Annotated in this window: 10 protein-coding genes and 5 pseudogenes; 4 read left to right on the top strand and 11 right to left on the bottom strand. The window is 59.4% G+C overall.

The genetic code is table 11. The features are described 5' to 3' along the window. Positions 1-3: 3 nt before the first annotated feature. The 3 genes and pseudogenes from YUO_RS44210 to YUO_RS43020 all read right to left on the bottom strand — a co-directional run bounded on the left by YUO_RS44210 (position 4) and on the right by YUO_RS43020 (position 3986). The gene (locus YUO_RS44210; protein ID WP_051379839.1) at positions 4-1134 is read right to left on the bottom strand and encodes a RidA family protein; all 1131 of its coding nucleotides are present in this window, start codon (positions 1132-1134) and stop codon (positions 4-6) included. Positions 1135-1173: 39 nt separating this feature from the next. Continuing rightward, positions 1174-2331 carry an acyl-CoA dehydrogenase family protein gene (locus YUO_RS0135885; RefSeq protein ID WP_051379838.1) on the bottom strand — a complete coding sequence of 386 codons (1158 nt, stop codon included), beginning with the start codon at positions 2329-2331 and terminating at the stop codon, positions 1174-1176. 1146 nt (positions 2332-3477) lie between these two features. Beyond that, a pseudogene (locus tag YUO_RS43020) lies at positions 3478-3986 on the bottom strand (Lrp/AsnC family transcriptional regulator). Between the two features lie 131 nt (positions 3987-4117). On the opposite strand from YUO_RS43020, the pseudogene ald reads away from it, so the two are divergent. Then, positions 4118-5226: pseudogene (gene ald / locus YUO_RS43015) on the top strand (alanine dehydrogenase). A gap of 587 nt (positions 5227-5813) precedes the next feature. Here ald and YUO_RS0135865 read toward each other — a convergent pair. The 7 genes and pseudogenes from YUO_RS0135865 to YUO_RS43005 form a co-directional block, all read right to left on the bottom strand. Beyond that, positions 5814-6989 (bottom strand): thiolase, encoded by a 1176-nt coding sequence (locus YUO_RS0135865; protein WP_028351475.1) that lies wholly within the window; start codon positions 6987-6989, stop codon positions 5814-5816. After that, positions 6986-7372 (bottom strand): Zn-ribbon domain-containing OB-fold protein, encoded by a 387-nt coding sequence (locus tag YUO_RS0135860; protein WP_028351474.1) that lies wholly within the window; start codon positions 7370-7372, stop codon positions 6986-6988. The genes YUO_RS0135865 and YUO_RS0135860 overlap by 4 nt, the downstream gene beginning before the upstream one ends. A gap of 72 nt (positions 7373-7444) precedes the next feature. Beyond that, positions 7445-8593 (bottom strand): acyl-CoA dehydrogenase family protein, encoded by a 1149-nt coding sequence (locus YUO_RS0135855; RefSeq protein ID WP_028351473.1) that lies wholly within the window; start codon positions 8591-8593, stop codon positions 7445-7447. A gap of 96 nt (positions 8594-8689) precedes the next feature. Continuing rightward, a complete protein-coding gene (gene pimC / locus YUO_RS0135850) occupies positions 8690-9880 on the bottom strand; it encodes a pimeloyl-CoA dehydrogenase large subunit (protein ID WP_028351472.1) in 1191 nt (396 codons plus the stop codon). An 839-nt stretch (positions 9881-10719) separates the two neighbouring features. After that, the gene (locus tag YUO_RS0135845; RefSeq protein ID WP_028351471.1) at positions 10720-11583 is read right to left on the bottom strand and encodes a MaoC/PaaZ C-terminal domain-containing protein; all 864 of its coding nucleotides are present in this window, start codon (positions 11581-11583) and stop codon (positions 10720-10722) included. 478 nt (positions 11584-12061) lie between these two features. Then, positions 12062-12474: pseudogene (locus YUO_RS48300) on the bottom strand (acyl-CoA dehydrogenase family protein); the annotation flags it as partial. Between the two features lie 715 nt (positions 12475-13189). Continuing rightward, positions 13190-14359, bottom strand: a pseudogene (locus YUO_RS43005) (IS3 family transposase). Positions 14360-14472: 113 nt separating this feature from the next. On the opposite strand from YUO_RS43005, the gene YUO_RS49290 reads away from it, so the two are divergent. From YUO_RS49290 to YUO_RS42995, 3 genes are read left to right on the top strand one after another with little or no spacing between them, the layout of a single operon-like run. Next, the gene (locus tag YUO_RS49290) at positions 14473-15171 is read left to right on the top strand and encodes a chorismate-binding protein (protein WP_488226349.1); all 699 of its coding nucleotides are present in this window, start codon (positions 14473-14475) and stop codon (positions 15169-15171) included. Positions 15172-15211: 40 nt separating this feature from the next. Then, positions 15212-15679, top strand: coding sequence for a chorismate-binding protein (locus YUO_RS48285; RefSeq protein ID WP_430649587.1), 468 nt, complete (start codon positions 15212-15214; stop codon positions 15677-15679). Next, positions 15676-16248 carry an anthranilate synthase component II gene (locus tag YUO_RS42995; RefSeq protein WP_051379837.1) on the top strand — a complete coding sequence of 191 codons (573 nt, stop codon included), beginning with the start codon at positions 15676-15678 and terminating at the stop codon, positions 16246-16248. Before YUO_RS48285 ends, YUO_RS42995 begins: the two co-directional genes overlap by 4 nt. 207 nt (positions 16249-16455) lie before the next feature. On the opposite strand, the pseudogene istB reads toward YUO_RS42995, so the two are convergent. Next, positions 16456-17198: pseudogene (gene istB / locus YUO_RS42990) on the bottom strand (IS21-like element helper ATPase IstB). Positions 17199-17353: the final 155 nt, after the last annotated feature.

Genomic DNA, 17353 nt, shown 5'->3' with positions numbered 1-17353 from the left:
GTGTTAGTCCAGGACGGCAAGGGCGTCGACATTGATGAGCAGCCCGTCGGACAATAGTTTTTCGCTAATGAGGCCGGTTGAGGCCGGGCGCGGTTCCTCCAACATCTTCGAACGCAGAGCGCCGACTTCGCGATAGCGATCGAGCGACGCTGAGGTCACATATTCGATTGTCTTGACCAGGTGGTGCGGCGCGCCCCCGGCGGTCCGCACCAGCTGAAGAACGTTGCCGTAGATGTATTCGGCCTGTGCAACTATGTCCCCCTCGTGCAAGACCTGCCCAGTGGTCGCATCAACGGCAGCTTGGCCCGAAATGTAGAGCACCTTTCCGGCTCGCACGGCCGGGCTGCAAGCTATGCCGCCGTACCGCTTCCAACCCGGATCCACTGCCGTCGGCATTTCGCGAGCAGCGATAAAATCGCACTGCACCATAGCCTGCGGATGTAGTAACCGCGGCATGACTATTTCCACCGACGTTGGAAACACCGGGCCAAGCCGCTCGCGCCACACGCGCGCGGTGTTGTGGTAATGAGATGCTGCAGGTGGCGTCATATACGTGGCAATTTTCACCACGCGATCCAAACCCAGACCCAGCGCGGAGAGCATGCGCGCGGCGCGCTCGTAAACGGCATGAGTCTGGAGGACGACGTCACCGGCCCCCACCACGTTTCCCTGATCGTCTAGGGGCAGGATTGACGGCAGGAACACAGTGCTAGGAACAGTGCCGGGCGCAAACACTGCGGTCACCTCGATCTCAATGAAGGCATCCGGCCTGAGTAAGCTCTTGACGACGACGGAGTTGACCACGGGCTGTTTTTCGCCAAATAGCTCGCGCCGTACCGCCGCCGCATCCGCGTAGCGTTCGATATCCTGGGCGCGCACATATTCTACGATCCTGACCACATCGCCATAGCCAAGTCCGGCGCCCTCAAGGATAGCCGCGATCTTGGCGTAGACCGTGCGAACCTGCTCGGTCATTCCGCCACGCACCACCATGCGCTTGGTCGCAGGCTCGTATTCGGAAGCCGTATGGCCGGACAGATAGGTGCCCGCGAATGTCTTCAGCCCAAGAGAAAAGGAGTAGCGCTTATAGTCGTACCAATGAAAGCGGTCCAGGTGGATGGGCGTAATCGTCATATGATCATCCGGCTAATGCCTGCTGTTAAACTTGGCAGCTCAGTAGCTGCGGGGAAGGCCCATGCGCTCACCGATGAAGTTGCGAACCATTTCGTTCGAAATCGGGCTGAACGGCCCCAAGCGGGCGTCGCGGAACAGGCGCTCCAACGGCGATTCCTCAACTAGTCCGAAGCCACCCAGCACACGCATGCAGCGGTCGGTCGCGCGAACGGCCGCCTCGCTCGCTGCGAGCTTGGCCATCGCGGCCTCGGCCGAGCACTCACGTCCGTTGGTGTGCAGCCAGGCTGCCTTTGCAGTGAGCAAGCGAATCTGCTCCAGCTCGGCCGCAGTGTCGGCGAGCGGATGCTGCACGGCCTGATAGGCGCCGATCGGGCGCCCGAAAGCCGCTCGATCCGTGGCGTATTGCAGGGTCAGATCCAGCGCGGCAGCGGTGATGCCGACATACATCGAGGCGCAAATGATGCGCTCATCGTTCAGCGTTCGAAGGAGCGTGTGCCATCCGCGCCCAACCTCACCGACGATCGCATCGGCCGGTGCACGGGCATCGTCGAGAAAAACCTCGCAGGTACAGCCGGCGCGCTGCCCCATAAGCTCGAGGCGTCGCACTTTTACCGCTTCCTGGTCGACCGGAGTGAGTATCAGTGACAGTCCGCGCGAGCGCTTGGTACCCTCAGGAGGATGCGTGCGACACAGGACCAAGATTGCATTGGCATCGTCCGCCAGTGACGTGTAGAGCTTCTGTCCGCGCACGATCCATTCGCTGCCGTCAAGCGTGGCCCGCGTCTTCAGCCCGAGAATGTCCGTTCCACCGCCCGGCTCTGTCATCCCGAAGCTCATCAGGAATTCGCCGGCGGCAAGCTTGGGTAGATAATCCGCCCGCTGCTTTTCGGTGCCCGATTCACTGAGCACCCGAGCCGCCATCGAAGTGATTACCCAATAGTTGGCTAGTGAGGGGAAGCGTCGCGCTATTTCCTCGCACAAGATCGCGCTGGTCATCACGTCCCCGCCACTTCCGCCATACTCGGTCGACACGGTAAGGCCGGGCCATCCGAGCTGGGCAAGCCGCTTCCACAGATCGCGCGGGATCCGCCGCGCGCGATCCATCTCACGGATCTTCGGCTCCTGAAGCTCACGATCAAAGAAACTGCGCACGCTGTCGCGCAGGGCGTCGTGCTCGGGGATGCGGTCGAAATTCATTTCTGCCCTCAAACGGCCGGAGCCGAACCAGTTGTCACGCGAATGCCGGGCGTCGGCGAGCTCCTAAACAGCGCCGACCGCTCATGCGCGATCAGCAAAGAAAGACGGCGCGATCCGAAGTGATGTCTTCTCCGTCATCATATGCGCTTCCCTTCCCGGAGCGCGAACACCGCTCGGCATAGTTCCGATTTTCGGACTGACAAAGCGGTACTTGATACAATGAAGCCGGGCGTCTCCAATACCAATTTCAAAAACATCAATATCGGATCGGAATTGATGCGCTCGGCTTACTGCATCGCCACAGATCCACGTGTGTTGGTTGCGGACTCGCGCGATCGGGCAGCTGGCCGGCCGTCTAGACGCTGGTCTGCACGGCTAGCGCCTGCCGATGCTGCTGCAATAGGCGATCGTCCCAACCGATACGTCTTTGAATTCCGGCCCGCCACAACTCACGGCTATAAGGATATTGTGGCGAGTAGGTCTACGCCGACGCGCCACGTCGGCTGCCCTGGATTAGGAGTGTTAGTTACGGCCAGCCTAAGAGCCCCAAATAATCCGGAGTTCCAGGCGGACCATCCGTGATGGACTGAACCACGCCATGTAGGTGACCACCCGGTACGTAGCCCCGATCCTGATGGCGCATCTCCCGCGTACAAGTCTGGTCCAATTTCATCGCCGAAGAGAAAGGTGCTAGTCGGTGCACAGCGTGTCACAGCCTCGCAGCAGACCGTGGCAAGCAATGACCGTTGGTGTCTAGCGCGTTTGAGCTTGAGACATCAGCCTGTCGCGCTTCTTCGAAATGAAGAACTGTCAATTCAGGAGCTCATCATCGCTTTTCTCATCAACTCAGCAGGAGTGCGCGTGCTCGGCGGCATGCTCGTCAGCAGTAGTATTTGGTCAGCCAAAGGTGTACCGCACTACGCTTAAAGGTTAACAGAAGTGCCGCCCCAGTAAGGCAGCAGGTTGGTACGCAACATACAAAGGGCGCGCATTCACCATCGGCAGCTAACGGCAAATCAAGTGCCGCGTGCGAGAGCTGAGACCTTGAGCGGTCGGGCGTTAGAACCAGCGCGAATTGAGACAGGGGAAGCCGATGAGCCGGATAGCCGCCGAATTGAATGAGCACGCTCTGCTCATGCGCGCTGACTAGCTTTGTTCAGGTGATGATTTGCGAATATGACGCACCGGTTTTCCGAAAATGACTGGTGGGATTGCACGATTGACGACCTCGCGCAGGGCAAAACTCGACTGAATTCGCGAGACGTGCGGCAAGCGTGAGAGTTCCGTCCGATGGATTCTCTCAAAGTCTTCGATATCGCGAGCCAGCACCGGAGGAGATAGTCGTCGCTCCCCGACATTAGGAAGCAGCGGATTACAGATGGGCATTTGACGACGGCCGTTTCAAACAACTTCAATGCTTCGTCACTTTGACTGTCCAGCGCGACTCTAACCAGCACCGTGGTGCTGAGGCCAAATCGGTTTAGATCAAGGACCGCCTGATACGCTGTAATGTATCCCTCCTCCTCCAGCGCGCGCTGACGGCGCGCGATGGCCGTACTCGATAGTCCCATTCGATTCGAGAGTTCGGTGTGACTGATCCGCGCGTTGGTGCTCAGCTCGGCAAGGATTGTCATGTCGATCTTGTCGGCGTCCATTTGTTTGGAATCCTGCGTCGTATTCGGATCATACGTCGGATCTCTGCACTATTTCACCTCGATTTCGCAAGTTCGCAGGAAAACAAACCTGGTTTTCCAATAGGAAGAAGCGGTCAATTTGGAGAGTTAGAATGAAGGTCGGTGGTCCCCAGGAGATCAAGACGCACGAATATCGTGTCGGCTTAGTGCCCGGCGCCGTGCGCGAATATGTTGCCGCCGGCCACACGGTGCTGGTCGAAACCAATGCCGGTGCTGGCATCGGGGCAACGGACGACACTTATCGCAAGGCGGGCGCAACGATTGTTGGCTCCGCTCGCGAGGTGTTCGCGTCGAACGAGATGATCGTGAAAGTGAAAGAGCCGCAGCCCTCCGAATGGGCCCAATTGCGGGAGAACCAGATCCTCTTCACCTATCTGCATCTTGCGCCAGACCCGGAGCAAGCTAAGGGACTCCTGAAATCGGGATGTACTGCGATTGCCTACGAAACCGTAACTGATACTCATGGCGGGCTCCCGCTGCTCGCGCCGATGAGCGAGGTCGCCGGCAGGCTTGCGATCGAAGCGGCCGGTGCAGCTCTAAAGCGGAATGCAGGCGGGCGGGGACTGTTGATCGGTGGCGTTCCGGGTGTCCAGCCGGCGCGCATCGTGGTGATCGGAGGCGGCGTGGTCGGTACGCACGCGGCACGCATGGCGACTGGTTTGGGCGCCGAGGTCACAATCCTCGACCGTTCTTTACCCCGGCTTCGCGAGCTGGATGAACTATTCGAGGGTCGGGTCCGCACCAGATTCTCAACGATAGAGGCGGTTGAAGAGGAGGTTTTCGCGGCGGACGTAGTGGGGCGGTTCTCGTTCCCGGTGCAAGCGCGCCAAAACTCGTCAGCCGCGGCATGTTGAGCTCGATGCGCAAAGGCTCCGTGATGGTAGATGTCGCTATCGATCAAGGCGGATGCTTCGAGACATCGCGTCCGACTACGCACGCAGATCCTACTTACGAAGTGGATGGCGTCATTCATTACTGCGTTGCGAATATGCCGGGAGCCGTCCCGCGCACCTCAAGCCAAGCCTTGAATAATGCCACGCTGCCTTTTGGCCTAGCTCTCGCCAAGAAGGGATTTGCAGCCGTGCTCGAAAATCCGCATCTGCGCGCCGGCCTGAATGTCTTTCGCGGCCGTCTCACTTCCAAGGCAGTGGCCGAGAGCCTCGGTTTGCCATTCTCACCGATTGAACAAGCCACGTCCTGATCTTAGCGGTCTTCTCGGGGGCGTTCCTCTCCGACCTGGCGGGCCACCCCTGAGGGTGGCCCCTTCATTGAGGCAGCTCTTAGTCTGCTCAATATCACGAGTCGGACATCATCCGCCTCATCGCGCATGTTATGATCCAGCACATAGGTCAGAACGGGAATTCGAGCATGCTACGGATGCGCGGGTTCAGCTCCCGGGCGCCGCTATTGCTTCGAGCGTGCCAACGATTTGCCGAGCCAATTGGTGCCCAAGATGCATCGCTGGGGCATCAACATGAAGGCAAGGTCTGCCGAGCTTGCGCCCAAGCAGATTGCGCAACTCGGGCTTGAGCAGATCAGCTCGAATTTGAGCATCGTTTGACTGGCTCCAATGCGACCCTGGACCATCTGGTGATCTCCTGATTGCTTCCGGGTTGGTAGCCATAGTCGCCCCAACAGCACTCCAAATTGAGTAGGAACTGGAGCGTTCTTTCATCCTCGCCGACGGAGAACGAGAGCTCCGTTGGCCACTTGTTCCCCTGGTTTCCCTGGCTGGTCGAAGTGTGGCCGCCATAAAGCCTTTGACCACGAAGCGTTTCTCAGCGCCGATCACACTGTCTCCTCAGTCCCCAAAATGGCAGTGGACTGGCTCGACAACGTGCCCCCGTTTCCATGCGCCAGCGCCGTCTTCGCGCCCTTCACTTGACGCTCGCCGGCTTCGCCCCGAAGTTGCCGCACGGCTTCGATCAACGCGAAGATGCCGTACATCCCCGGGTGCGTGCAGGACAGGCCGCCGCCATTGGTGTTGACCGGCAGCTTCCCGCCCGGAGCGATGCTTCCGTTTTCTACGAAGCGCCCGCCTTCGCCTTTCGGGCAGAAGCCAAGGTCCTCGAGGAACAGGATCGTGTTGATCGTAAACGCGTCGTATAGCTGAAGCAGGTCAATGTCGTTTGGCTTCATACCCGCCATCGCGAACGCCCCAGCGCCGGACTGCTTTGCCGACGTGACGGTGAGGTCGCGCATGGATGAGATCTGTCGATTCCACACGGCAGTCGCATTGCCGAGCACGTAAATCGGTTTCTTCGGGAGTGACTTCGCACGCTCGGCGCTCACCATGACATACGCTCCGCCGCCGGCTGTCACTAGGCAGCAATCACGCACAGTGAGTGGATCGGACACCATGCGGGCCCTCAATACGTCGTCACGCGTGAGAGGGTCACGCATGAACGCTTCCGGATTGAGGCGGGCCCACGCTCGCGCAGCAACCGCGACATCCGCCATCTGCTCGCGCGTAGTGCCGAACTCATGCATGTGACGTGATGCGGCTAATGCGTAAGCTGATGCCGGCAAGACTGGCTCATATGGATACTCGTAAGGTTGCGGATCAACTAGACGGCGTAGTTGGCCGATTTCGCGGCGACCGACGGGGCTAGTCCGTTGTGCGCTGCCATAACACACAAGCACCGCACTGCACTGACCCGAGCGGATGGCCCGCATGGCCGGGAGGAGGTGGGCGATGAAGCTCGAACCACCGACCATCGTTCCATCAATATAGCGAGGGTTCAGGCCCAAATACTCGATGACGGGCATGGTCCACATCGACGCGCCAATGCTCGCGGAGCACAGGCCATCGATGTCGCTCATCTTTAGGCCGGCATCTGCGACGGCGGCATGGGCCGACCGCGCGAGCAGCTCCATATCCGTGAACCCGGGCGACTCGCCGTTGCCGAAGGTGCCGACGCCTACGATTGCGCTGCTTCCACGTAAATCCTTGAGGTTGCTCATAGCGCACCTCCTTGCATTGCATCGAACACGACGAGTCCTTTGCCATCATTGACCTGCACGCGCGACTTTACGCGCTGGCCAATCTTCGTGGCGTTGGATACGGGGCTGTCGATGCGGCTCATGAGTCGTACGCCTTCGTCGAGGTCGACGAGCGAAACGTTGATGTCGCCGCCGTCGCCGGCCTTCCGACGCACGGTGGTCACAGCATAGACGGTGCCGGTGCCCTTTGGAGCAATCCATTCGAGCGAAGTACCGCCGCAGTGCGGACAGACTTCGCGCGGGAAATAAACGTGCCCTGTGCAATCGGTGCAGCGCTGGATCAGGAAGTGCCCGGCATTAAGCTCGAGCTGGTGAAACGCTTCGACGCCTTTCGGTTCACTCATGATCATTCTTTCCAATTAGGACTCTGCGAGACGGTCGGGTGAACGCTTGAATGGGCTTAAGCTCGCCTTGAGCTATTCATCGTCAATCACACCTAGGCTGGCGAGCCGGCGCAGGTGATGGTCGGCATCACCAAAGAGGGTATCAATCATGGTAACATGCTTGAAATAGTGACCGATGCGGTGCTCCATCGTCATACCGACTCCGCCATGGAGTTGGATCGACTGACGGCCGATCGTCCTCGCAGACTGGCCGATTTGGGCCTTCGCCGCTGAGATCGCACGCGCGCGTTCCGTTACATCGCTTTCGCCGGCCATCATCGTGGCGTACAGAGCCATGGAGCGCGACTGCTCCAGTTCGACGAACATGTCGACTGCACGGTGCTGCAACACCTGGAATGAGCCGATTGTCGTGCCGAACTGCTTGCGCGTTTTAAGATAGTCAAGCGTGATTGCATGCATCTCAGCGAAGCAACCGACCGCTTCCGCGCATAGTGCCGCAACCGCCTCATCTACCACCCGCGCAATGACCGGAAAGGCGCCAGTTGGATCGCCAATGACGTTGGCTGCCTCAACCCGCACATTCTCCAGCGAAATCTCGGCCGCACGCAGGCCATCCTGCGTGGGATAGCTGCGGCGTATGAGTCCTTGGGCATTCCCGTCGACGAGAAAGAGGCCGATTCCCTTTTTGTCGCGCGAAGCTCCGTCAGCCCGCGCCGATACGATAATCTTGTCGGCCACAGCGCCGTGAAGCACGAGCCCTTTGGTGCCATTGAGCACCCATTGGTCACCATCCTTCTTCGCCCGCGTTTCGACCTCGAAGAGATCATAACGAGACTTCGGCTCGGCATAAGCAAAGGCGAGCTTCATCCGGCCCTCAGCGATCGCCGGAATCAGATCGACCTTCTGAGCTCGGCTTGCCCCATGCCGCAGAATGCCACCGGCAAGAACCACCGTCGGGAAATAAGGTTCGAGAATTAGCCCTTTGCCGAAGGCCTCCATGACAATCATCGTCTCGATCGCGCCACCGCCGACGCCGCCATTTTCCTCGAGGAACGGCAGCGCCAGAAGACCGAGTTCAGCATAGCGCTTCCACGTCGCCTCGCTGAAGCCGCGGTCCTCGGCCAGGTACTTGCGTCGCTCGTCGAAGCCGTAGCTGTCGAGCATCAACCGTTCGACACTTTCCTTGAGAAGCCGCTGCTCCTCAGAGAGATCAAAATCCATGTCTGGAGTTCTCCTGAAACCGGAACCGTGGCGGCTGCCCTCAAGCGTTTCGCGAGGCGACACCTGCCCCGTTTTTGCCGAGTACATCCGCGAGCGTTAGAGACCGAGGACTGCCTTGGCGATGATGTTCTTCTGAATCTCATCTGAGCCGCCATAAATGGACACCTTCCGGGCGTTGAAATAGGCTGGCGCGATCGAAGGCGCCCAGCCGGGGCCGATAGGTGGCTCCAGATCCTCTTCCGATTGAAAAGGCAGAGCATAAGGGCCGACCACATCCATCAAGAGCTCCGACGTGGCCTGCTGGATTTCGGCGCCTTTGATTTTGAGGATGGAGCTTGCCGGGTCTTGCGTAGCTTTTTGCCGTTTAGACTCGTTGGCGAGGACGCGAAGCTGCGTTATCTCGAGCGCTTTCAGCTGAAGCTCGACTGCGGCGACTTTCTCGCGAAAGTGGGCTTGATCGATCAACCTCTGACCGCCGAAACAGGCCTGGGAAGCGAGATCCTTAATGCGCCGGATACGCTCCTTGGAAACGCCAACGCAAGCGATGTTGAAGCGCTCGTTTCCGAGGAGAAATTTGGCATAATCCCACCCCCGGTTCTCCTCGCCGACGAGGTTGTCGGCCGGGACGCGGACATCGTCGAAAAAGACCTCGTTGACTTCGTGACCGCCATCGATCATCTGGATTGGACGCACGGTGATGCCGGGCGACTTCATGTCAATCAGGAGGAACGAGATCCCGAGCTGCTTCTTTACATTCGGATCGGTCCTTACCAAGCAGAAGATCCAGTCCGCGTATTGTGCTAGCGACGTCCAGGTCTTTTGTCCGTTGACGACGTACTGGTTGCCTTTGCGCACGGCCCGCATCTTGAGTGAAGCAAGGTCGGAGCCCGAACCGGGTTCGGAGAAGCCTTGGCACCACCAGTCCTCGAGCGTGGCGATGCGCGGCAGAAAGCGCTTCTTTTGAGCGTCGTTGCCAAAGGTGTAGATGACCGGTCCGACCATGTTCACGCCGAAGGGGAGCGGTGCCGGTGCCGGCGCCTGACTCATCTCCTCCGTAAAGATGTACTGCTTGACCGGACTCCAGTCCGTCCCGCCATACTCAACTGGCCAGTGCGGCACGGCCCAGCCCTTGTCGGCCAGGATACGCGTCCAGCGTACCAAGTCGTTCTTGCTCGGGTGCAGTCCGGCGATAAGCTTCTCGCGGATATCAGCGGGAACCGCGGCGCGAAAAAATGCTCTGACGTCGTCACGAAAAGCGAGTTCGTCTTTGGTAAAACTCAGATTCATCCCTGCTGCCCTACTTTAATCGCCTCGAACAGGCCTGCGGTACGTCACGCGACCGCCGACACACATTTAGTCACGGTCAACATCTGATACCGCGCCTAGGTCCGCAGCGCGCCGCCCGACATGCCGTTGCCCATGAAGATCACGCTCTCGAAGCTAAGCTTGGCTGGATCGAGATCAATCCGATCTTGGCAGTAAGGGATCGGCTCAGCCGTTCGTTTAAGGAACCGCCCCGGGTCAAGCCAATACCAATTCTGGAGGGATCAATATCGGATCGGAATTGATGTTCGCTCCGGAGCACGCCTCAATCCTCGATCCGACTGGAACGGAGCGCACGTTCTTGCATTCAGCCGAGCAAGTTGGTGCTGTCGCGAGCGAACCTTCTATATGCCTATTCTTGCGGGCGCAGCCTTTCCCGCTTCTCTCACTTCGCGGAGTTTGCCACCTTCATCGAGTTGCCGTACAGCACTGCTTACCGCTTGCTCGGTGGCTCGGCTCGCTCCATCTTCGCCGACGGCGGATGAAGTAAATCGCCCTTCAAGGCCCGTCGCGGGGTCAATGATGCTCACGAAGCCGAGCGGATTGATGGAAGCTATTCGCCATGCTCGAGCGGCCATCCTCCGTGAGCTGATAGTGGTGGGACATCGGTGCTATGAATACCGGAAGACTGAACTAAACGATACTAAGGCGGCGACCAATTGTGCGCTCGAACCACGGACATCTGTTAGCAGATGAGCCGTTCCCACCGCCTGTCGCCCAGCCAGAATTGATTTTTCCGCGCGATCTCACGCCTAACGAATCAGGATCGTATGTCTGCGCGAAGAAATGAATGGGTTTTGACTTCAGTTTCCGTATTCCAGCAGACCGTTGTTGAGCACAATAGTATCTCGCCCGACAACGCGGCAACGGAACGAAGAGCGGCCCGGCGAGTCGAGCCAGATTTCCGTGCGGATGGTTTCCCCTGGATACACCGGAGATGAAAAGCGCACAGCCATCTTGCGCACGCGGGCCGGCTCGTAGGAGCAAACGCTCTTGAGCAGAGCATGGCCTGCCACGCCAAACGTGCAAAGACCGTGGAGGATTGGACGCTCGAATCCAGCGCTGCGCGCGCTTTCCGGGTCGGCGTGCCCCGGAGTGAAGTCGCCGTTGAGCCGATAGAGCAGCGCCGATTGCGGCAAGGTGGGGAAGTCGCAAAAGGTGTCTGGCTCTCGCTGGGGAATAGGGTGCGGCGCAGACGCAGTACGGGACGGCCCTCCGAAGCCTCCGTCGGCGCGGCAGAAGAAGGAGGACACTAGCGTGCACACCTTGCGGCCCGTGGCGGCATCCGTGAGCGTGCAATGCTGGTAAATGAGCGCACCCTTGCTCGCACCCTTGTCCACGATCTCTTCGACCCATGTCCGCCCTAGTACGTGCCCAGCCGGTGCGAGTGGCTCATGGATTTCGATGCTCTGCTCGCCGTGCAGCATCTTCTGCCACGTCACGCCCGTCGCAGGATCCTGCAACCACGAGACTGGATGTCCTAGGACCGTTGCCATCGTCGGTAAGGCCTGCAGCCGCTCTTCATAGACGAAGCGCAGCTGCTGAGCGTCGACCGGGTCTGAACCGAGTCCGACAGCGAGTGCATACAGCATCGTGTCCTTCTGCGTGTAGCGCGTTTCGACGACTGGAATTTCCCAGTTCCTCAGACGTTCGCAGTCAATGGGCATCCCACTTCAATCTCCATCATGAATTGGATTCGTGCGGTGCGCAGCTGGGGATTCCGACAATCTTATCCAAATACCCGAGATCAGTACGCCGGAAACCCGAGATGATCTACCATTCCGGCATGATCTCACCCACAGCGGATTTACTCGCGACGCCCCGTAACAGCGCATGCTCTCTACCGTTTGTGCGGCGTACTTCGGGGGCATGCAAGCTGGACGATCCCTCAGATAGTTCAAGGCTAAATGCCATGAGTCGAACGACCTACTCTTTGTGGCTCTTCCACGATCGATTTACATATCTTGAAACAGACACAAGACTATGACGCAGGCGACTCTCGACCATGGACAAAAGACCGAGAGATCTGTTGCCTGGCAGCCATCGAAGGGACGCGCCGCTCTGCGGCTGGCATGGAGCCAGCCGAAAGAACAGCGCATCTTGTACCAAGTCGAATCTGGCCGTGCCTCGTCCTGCTACTCCATGCTCAGTTGAGGCGACGTTTGGTTCGGTCGTGGCATAAGCCGACCGGATTTCCCCGTTGAGCAGCGGTTTTAGCCACTTCGCCTTCTCCTCCTGCGTGCCAACGCGCTCCAGCACCTCGATGTTTCCGGTATCGGGCGCCACGCAGTTCATGGCCTCAGGTGCAAGCAGGTTCTTGCCAAGCTCGGCGGCGATGTAGGCGAAGTCTAAATTCTTCATTCCGTCGCCGGTGTGAGCATTGGGTAGGAAGAAGTTCCACAAGCCCTCTGCCTTGGCCTTAGACTTCGCGCCGGGGTGAAGCTCCAGCGGTCGGCTGCGTTCTCGAGAAGCTTCTCGATCTCAGCTGAAATCGGTTCTACGGTCTCGCCGATGAACTTGCGCACGCGATCATACAATGGCCGCACCCCTTCAGACATGCGAAGATCGTTCAGCTCGTCCCCCGGATTCAAGCTGTAATTGGTGTGACGGACTGTGCGGTGATGTTCATCATTTAACTCCTTTTTGAATTTGGCTGCGGCGAGGGCGGCCGATTTCATTCGTCGGGCTCGCGGCCTGGAGCGAAACTCGGTTCTGAAATTCCTGCTGCAGACGAAAAGCCAGCGGATGGCTAGTCCACTGGCACGCGGTCTGAACCATTCCGTCCCTGCGGCCACGATGACATATTGCGTCCAATATAGGGGGCAAAGTTTGTACGAAACGTACCATTTTCAGTACGCGCTGGGCAGCCTGCGGTAGTGGCATCACAACTGCGCACTTCGGCCGAAGGCGATAGAGACAGGTGTTGCGCAAGCATAATGCTTATGCAATGGGCGGCCTTAGCGCGTTGGGAGCCTCGTCGTCCGCGGGCCATTGATCTCTTGTTCATCACTGATATGGACTGAGACAGTGCTCTGCGGGAGCGACTTGCTTGCTAAAGGTCTGTCGCCCAGCCCGCCCGCCTACTTAGCATCAGAGTGATATTACACATGCACGTCCGCGAATTGCGGTGGATTGAGCCGGTCTTACTATTGCGCTCTCTCGCGCGTCGACCGCAGCTCACTTTCCTTGATAGCGCAACAAGGCACAGTTCGCTTGGACGTTACTCATACCTGGGCAGCGACCCGTGATCTTCCCCCGAAAAAGTGGACGGGTTTAGGCGACTTTTAGCTCCATCTCGATCGGGGCGATATATCCCATGGCGGAATGGAGCCTTGTTCGGTTGTAGAAGCCCTCGATGAAGGCGAAGATACCGCGCCGGGCCTCGGCGCGGGTCTTGTAGTTGCGATGATGGACGAGCTCGGTCTTCAAGGTATGGAAGAAACTCTCCATTGGGGCATTGTCGTAGCAATCGGCCTTGCGGCTCATCGATGCGGTGATGCCGGCGCTCGTCAGAGCGTGGCGATAGGCGTGTGAGGCATACTGCACGCCGCGATCGGAGTGGTGGATCAATCCGGCCTGCGGCCGTTGCTGCTGTATGGCCATCGTCAGTGCCGCGGATGCGAGTTCGACCTGCATGTGATCCCGCATGGCCCAGCCGACGATCTTTCGGCTGAACAGATCCATGACGGCCGCCAGATACAGCCAGCCCTCCGCGGTCGGGATGTAGGTGATATCGGCGAGCCAGACCCGGTTCGGGGCTTCAGCCGTGAAGTCGCGCGCGATCAGGTTGTGCGATCGGCAGGTCGTGACGGCTGTCGGTGGTGCGCACACGGCGCGGCGGCGCCATGATGGCGCGGATACCGTGCCGACGCATCATCCGCTCGATCCGGCCGCGGCTGACGCCACGGCCCTGCCTGCGCAGGACGGCATGGACGCGGGGACTGCCGTAGCGCCCGCTGCTGTCGCGATGGACTTGCCGGATCGCGGCCAGGAGCGTGGCATTGGATTTTGTCCGCTCACTCACCGGGCGATCGCGCCAGGCGTAATAGCCGGCCGGCGAGACCTCGAGCACGGCACACATCAGCCGTACCGGATAGGTGTCGCGATGGTCCTCGATGAAGCGGAAGCTCATGTCCGGATTCCGGCAAAGATCGCGATCGACTTTTTTAAAATGTCGCGCTCCATGCGCAGCCGTTCGTTCTCCTCGCGCAGCCGGGCGATCTCCGAAGCCTGGTCCGCCGACATCGGCGTCGCCTGCGTGGTGGGGCGCCGCGCCGCCGATGTCGGCTCCTGCCGAAACTTGTCCACCCAGCGTCGCAGCACCGAGTCGCGCAGGCCGAGTTCCTTGCCAACCGACGTGATCGAACGACCGCTCGACACCACCAGCTCAACGGCCTGGCGCTTGTAATCCTCCGTAAACGACCGACGTTGACGTTCTTCCATTCGACACCTCCTGGCTCCTCGAGCCTACTACAGGTGTCCACTCATTCGGAGGAGGTTCACCGTTCGGCACCTACTCGGTAGAGGATGGGCGGGCTAGCTGGAATGGAAGGACGATCGAGGGTGATCCATGGAGAGTTCTTCAGAACCTACTCGCACAGTATCCGCAAGTGCATCGCCCCGATCTCCCTCCGTTCCAGGGAGGTGCGGCCGGCTTTTTTGCTTACGAGCTGAATAGGACACTAGAGCGATTGCCCGCGCCGGGTATTCGCGGCGAGGGCCTACCCCAATCCATTCTCAATTTCTACGACGTGGTCGTCAGCTTCGATCACCGTCACGACAGATGCTGGATCGTCTCTACCGGATGGCCGGAGCAGGATCCCCAGCGTCGGCACGAGCGCGCCCGGCGTCGAGCCGAGGAATTTGCCTCACTGCTTGCCAGTCCAAGGATGCAGACGAATGATTTGCCGGCCCCAACGGGCGTATGGCATTCGAACTTCAACCGCGAGGGCTACATTGCAGCGGTGAAGCGCGTGATAGACTTGATTCTGGACGGAGACGTCTTCCAAGCCAACATTGCGCAGCGATTCAGCGCCGCATTGTCGACCTCATTTGATTCTTTCGGCTTGTACTGTCGCCTGCGGACATTGAATCCAGCACCTTTTGGGGCCTTCCTGCATTACGGGGAGCTGACCATTGCATCAAGCTCGCCGGAACGGTTCTTAAAGCTTGACGGACGATTGGTCGAAACGAGGCCAATCAAGGGGACGATCGCGCGCTCTGCCGATCCCCAAGCAAGACTGGCGGCGCGCTGAAATCCTCCTTACGTCCGAAAAGGACCGCGCCGAGAACACGATGATCGTCGACCTTCTGCGCAATGACTTGTCACGTGTTTGCACTCCGCATTCAGTCGAGGTGCCAGAGTTGTGCAAGCTCGAATCTTATACCTCTGTGCACCACCTCGTTTCGGCCGTCACGGGTGTACTAGCCGGAGATCATGACCCCGTCAGCTTGCTTCGAGCGTGCTTTCCTGGTGGCTCCATTACCGGAGCGCCAAAAGTGAGATCGATGGAAATTATTACGCAAATTGAGCGCATAGCGCGCGAGGTCTATTGCGGCGCGATCGGATTCATCGGCTTCAACGGGCACATGGACACCAATATTGCAATCCGCACGGTAACGATCCAGAACGGCGTAGCCGTTTTTCATGCAGGTGGCGGTATTACGGCGATGTCTGAACCGGAGCTAGAATACGAGGAGACGCTCGCCAAGGCGCGGGGCATATTTGACGCATTTTGTGCCGAAACGCGTGGTGTATTTTGATCGTCATCATCGACAACTATGACTCGTTCGTTTTCAACATTGCGCGCTACTTCCGCAGGCTTGGTGAAGCAACGGAGGTTATACGAAACGACGCGCTCACCGTGAGTGAGCTTGCTGGCCTCGAGCCGCGCGCAGTGGTCATCTCCCCTGGTCCATGCACACCAAATGAGGCTGGAATATCTGAGGCCGTCGTCCGCGATCTCTCCGGCCGCGTCCCAATTCTCGGCGTCTGCCTGGGACACCAGTGTATTGGCCACGTTTTCGGCGGACGCGTCACGCGCGCGCGGCGACCGATGCACGGTCGATCCTCTGACGTAGAGCATGACTGCCAAGGACTGTTTAAAGAGCTTCCATCGCCGCTTTCCGTTGCTCGCTACCATTCGCTCATTATTGAACTCGACCGACCCGACGCCTCACATTTGATCGTGACCGCGAGGTCGCGCGAAGGCGAGATCATGGCTCTCGCGCATCGCAATCAACCAACATATGGCGTGCAATTTCATCCGGAATCGATACTGACTGCGGATTCCGATGATCTCGCCCGGGTGTACCGATATGATCTCGCCTAGGATTCCGAGATGATCTCGCCCACCATTCCGATTTGATGTCGCCCGGGGCGCGAGGCGTTCTGGCTGTCAGTTTTCTGGCATCGGGCAAGCCACGGGGTCAACCTTGAATCGCGGCTTGAGGGTCTTCTTCGTCTGCTGTTTCTGTGGGCATGTGGGCAACGCCCTTGCGTTGTCCAAGCGCAGCGGCATGTCCACAGCGCCACTTGCTCAGGCTTTTCGGCCGGGCTTACGGGTTCGTCGCATGCTCTCGCCGTTGAGATCGATCCGGTGGGCGTTATGGACCAGGCGGTCGAGGACGGCGTCGGCGTAGGTGGGGTCGCCAATCAGCGCGTGCCATTGATCAACGGGGAGCTGGCTGGTGACGATGGTGGAGCGGCGGCCGTATCGGTCCTCAAGGATCTCCAGGAGGTCGTGACGGGCCGCGGCGTCGAGCGGCTCGAGGCCCCAATCGTCGAGGATAAGCAGATCGACGCGACCGAGCGCACGCAGGAGCCGGGGTGGCGGCCGTCGCCGCGTCCCAGGGCGAGATCGGTGAACAGCCGCGGGACACGCTGATAGAGCACGGAGCGGTTGTCGCGGCAGGCCTTGTTACCGAGCGCCGAGGCGATCCAGCTCTTGCCAACACCGGAAGGCCCGCAGATCAGCAGGTTGGCATGGTCATCGATCCATTGGCCTTCGACCAGCATCGTCAGGAGGCTGCGGTCGAGGCCGCGCGGGGTGCGGTAGTCGATGTCCTCGACGCAGGCCTGTTGGCGCAGCTTGGCATATTGCAGCCGCTTCGAGAGCCGCTTGTCGCGTCGCAGGGACGCTTCGCGTTCGAGCAGGAGCGCGAGCCATTCGGCATGGCCGAGGCTCGTGGCGTCGCCGCCGGCTTCGATGTCGGCGAAGGCCTTGGCCATGCCGTTAAGGCCGAGGGCGTGGAGCTGATCGAGGGTCGGATGGGTGAGCAAGATGGGATCTCCTAATTGTAGTAGCGCGGCCCGCGGATGTTGGAATGCAGGATCGGCGCGTCATCCGCGGAGCGCCTGGGGGAAGGACGCCGATCGAGATTGTTGGCGAGGATCGATTTGATCGATCCGTAGGTGCGCGCGCCTATGTCGATCGC

The sequence above is a fragment of the Bradyrhizobium murdochi genome, assembly GCF_000472965.1.
Classification (GTDB): Bacteria; Pseudomonadota; Alphaproteobacteria; order Rhizobiales; family Xanthobacteraceae; genus Bradyrhizobium; species Bradyrhizobium murdochi.
This window is presented reverse-complemented; position numbering and strand designations above follow the sequence as displayed.

Bases quoted from the DNA above. Each gene is read 5' to 3' on its own strand.
- YUO_RS44210 (WP_051379839.1), bottom strand. From the start codon at position 1,134: ATGACGATTACGCCCATCCACCTGGACCGCTTTCATTGGTACGACTAT.
- YUO_RS0135885 (WP_051379838.1), bottom strand. From the start codon at position 2,331: ATGAATTTCGACCGCATCCCCGAGCACGACGCCCTGCGCGACAGCGTG.
- YUO_RS0135865 (WP_028351475.1), bottom strand. From the start codon at position 6,989: ATGAGCAACCTCAAGGATTTACGTGGAAGCAGCGCAATCGTAGGCGTC.
- YUO_RS0135860 (WP_028351474.1), bottom strand. From the start codon at position 7,372: ATGAGTGAACCGAAAGGCGTCGAAGCGTTTCACCAGCTCGAGCTTAAT.
- YUO_RS0135855 (WP_028351473.1), bottom strand. From the start codon at position 8,593: ATGGATTTTGATCTCTCTGAGGAGCAGCGGCTTCTCAAGGAAAGTGTC.
- pimC (WP_028351472.1), bottom strand. From the start codon at position 9,880: ATGAATCTGAGTTTTACCAAAGACGAACTCGCTTTTCGTGACGACGTC.
- YUO_RS0135845 (WP_028351471.1), bottom strand. From the start codon at position 11,583: ATGCCCATTGACTGCGAACGTCTGAGGAACTGGGAAATTCCAGTCGTC.
- YUO_RS48285 (WP_430649587.1), top strand. From the start codon at position 15,212: ATGATCGTCGACCTTCTGCGCAATGACTTGTCACGTGTTTGCACTCCG.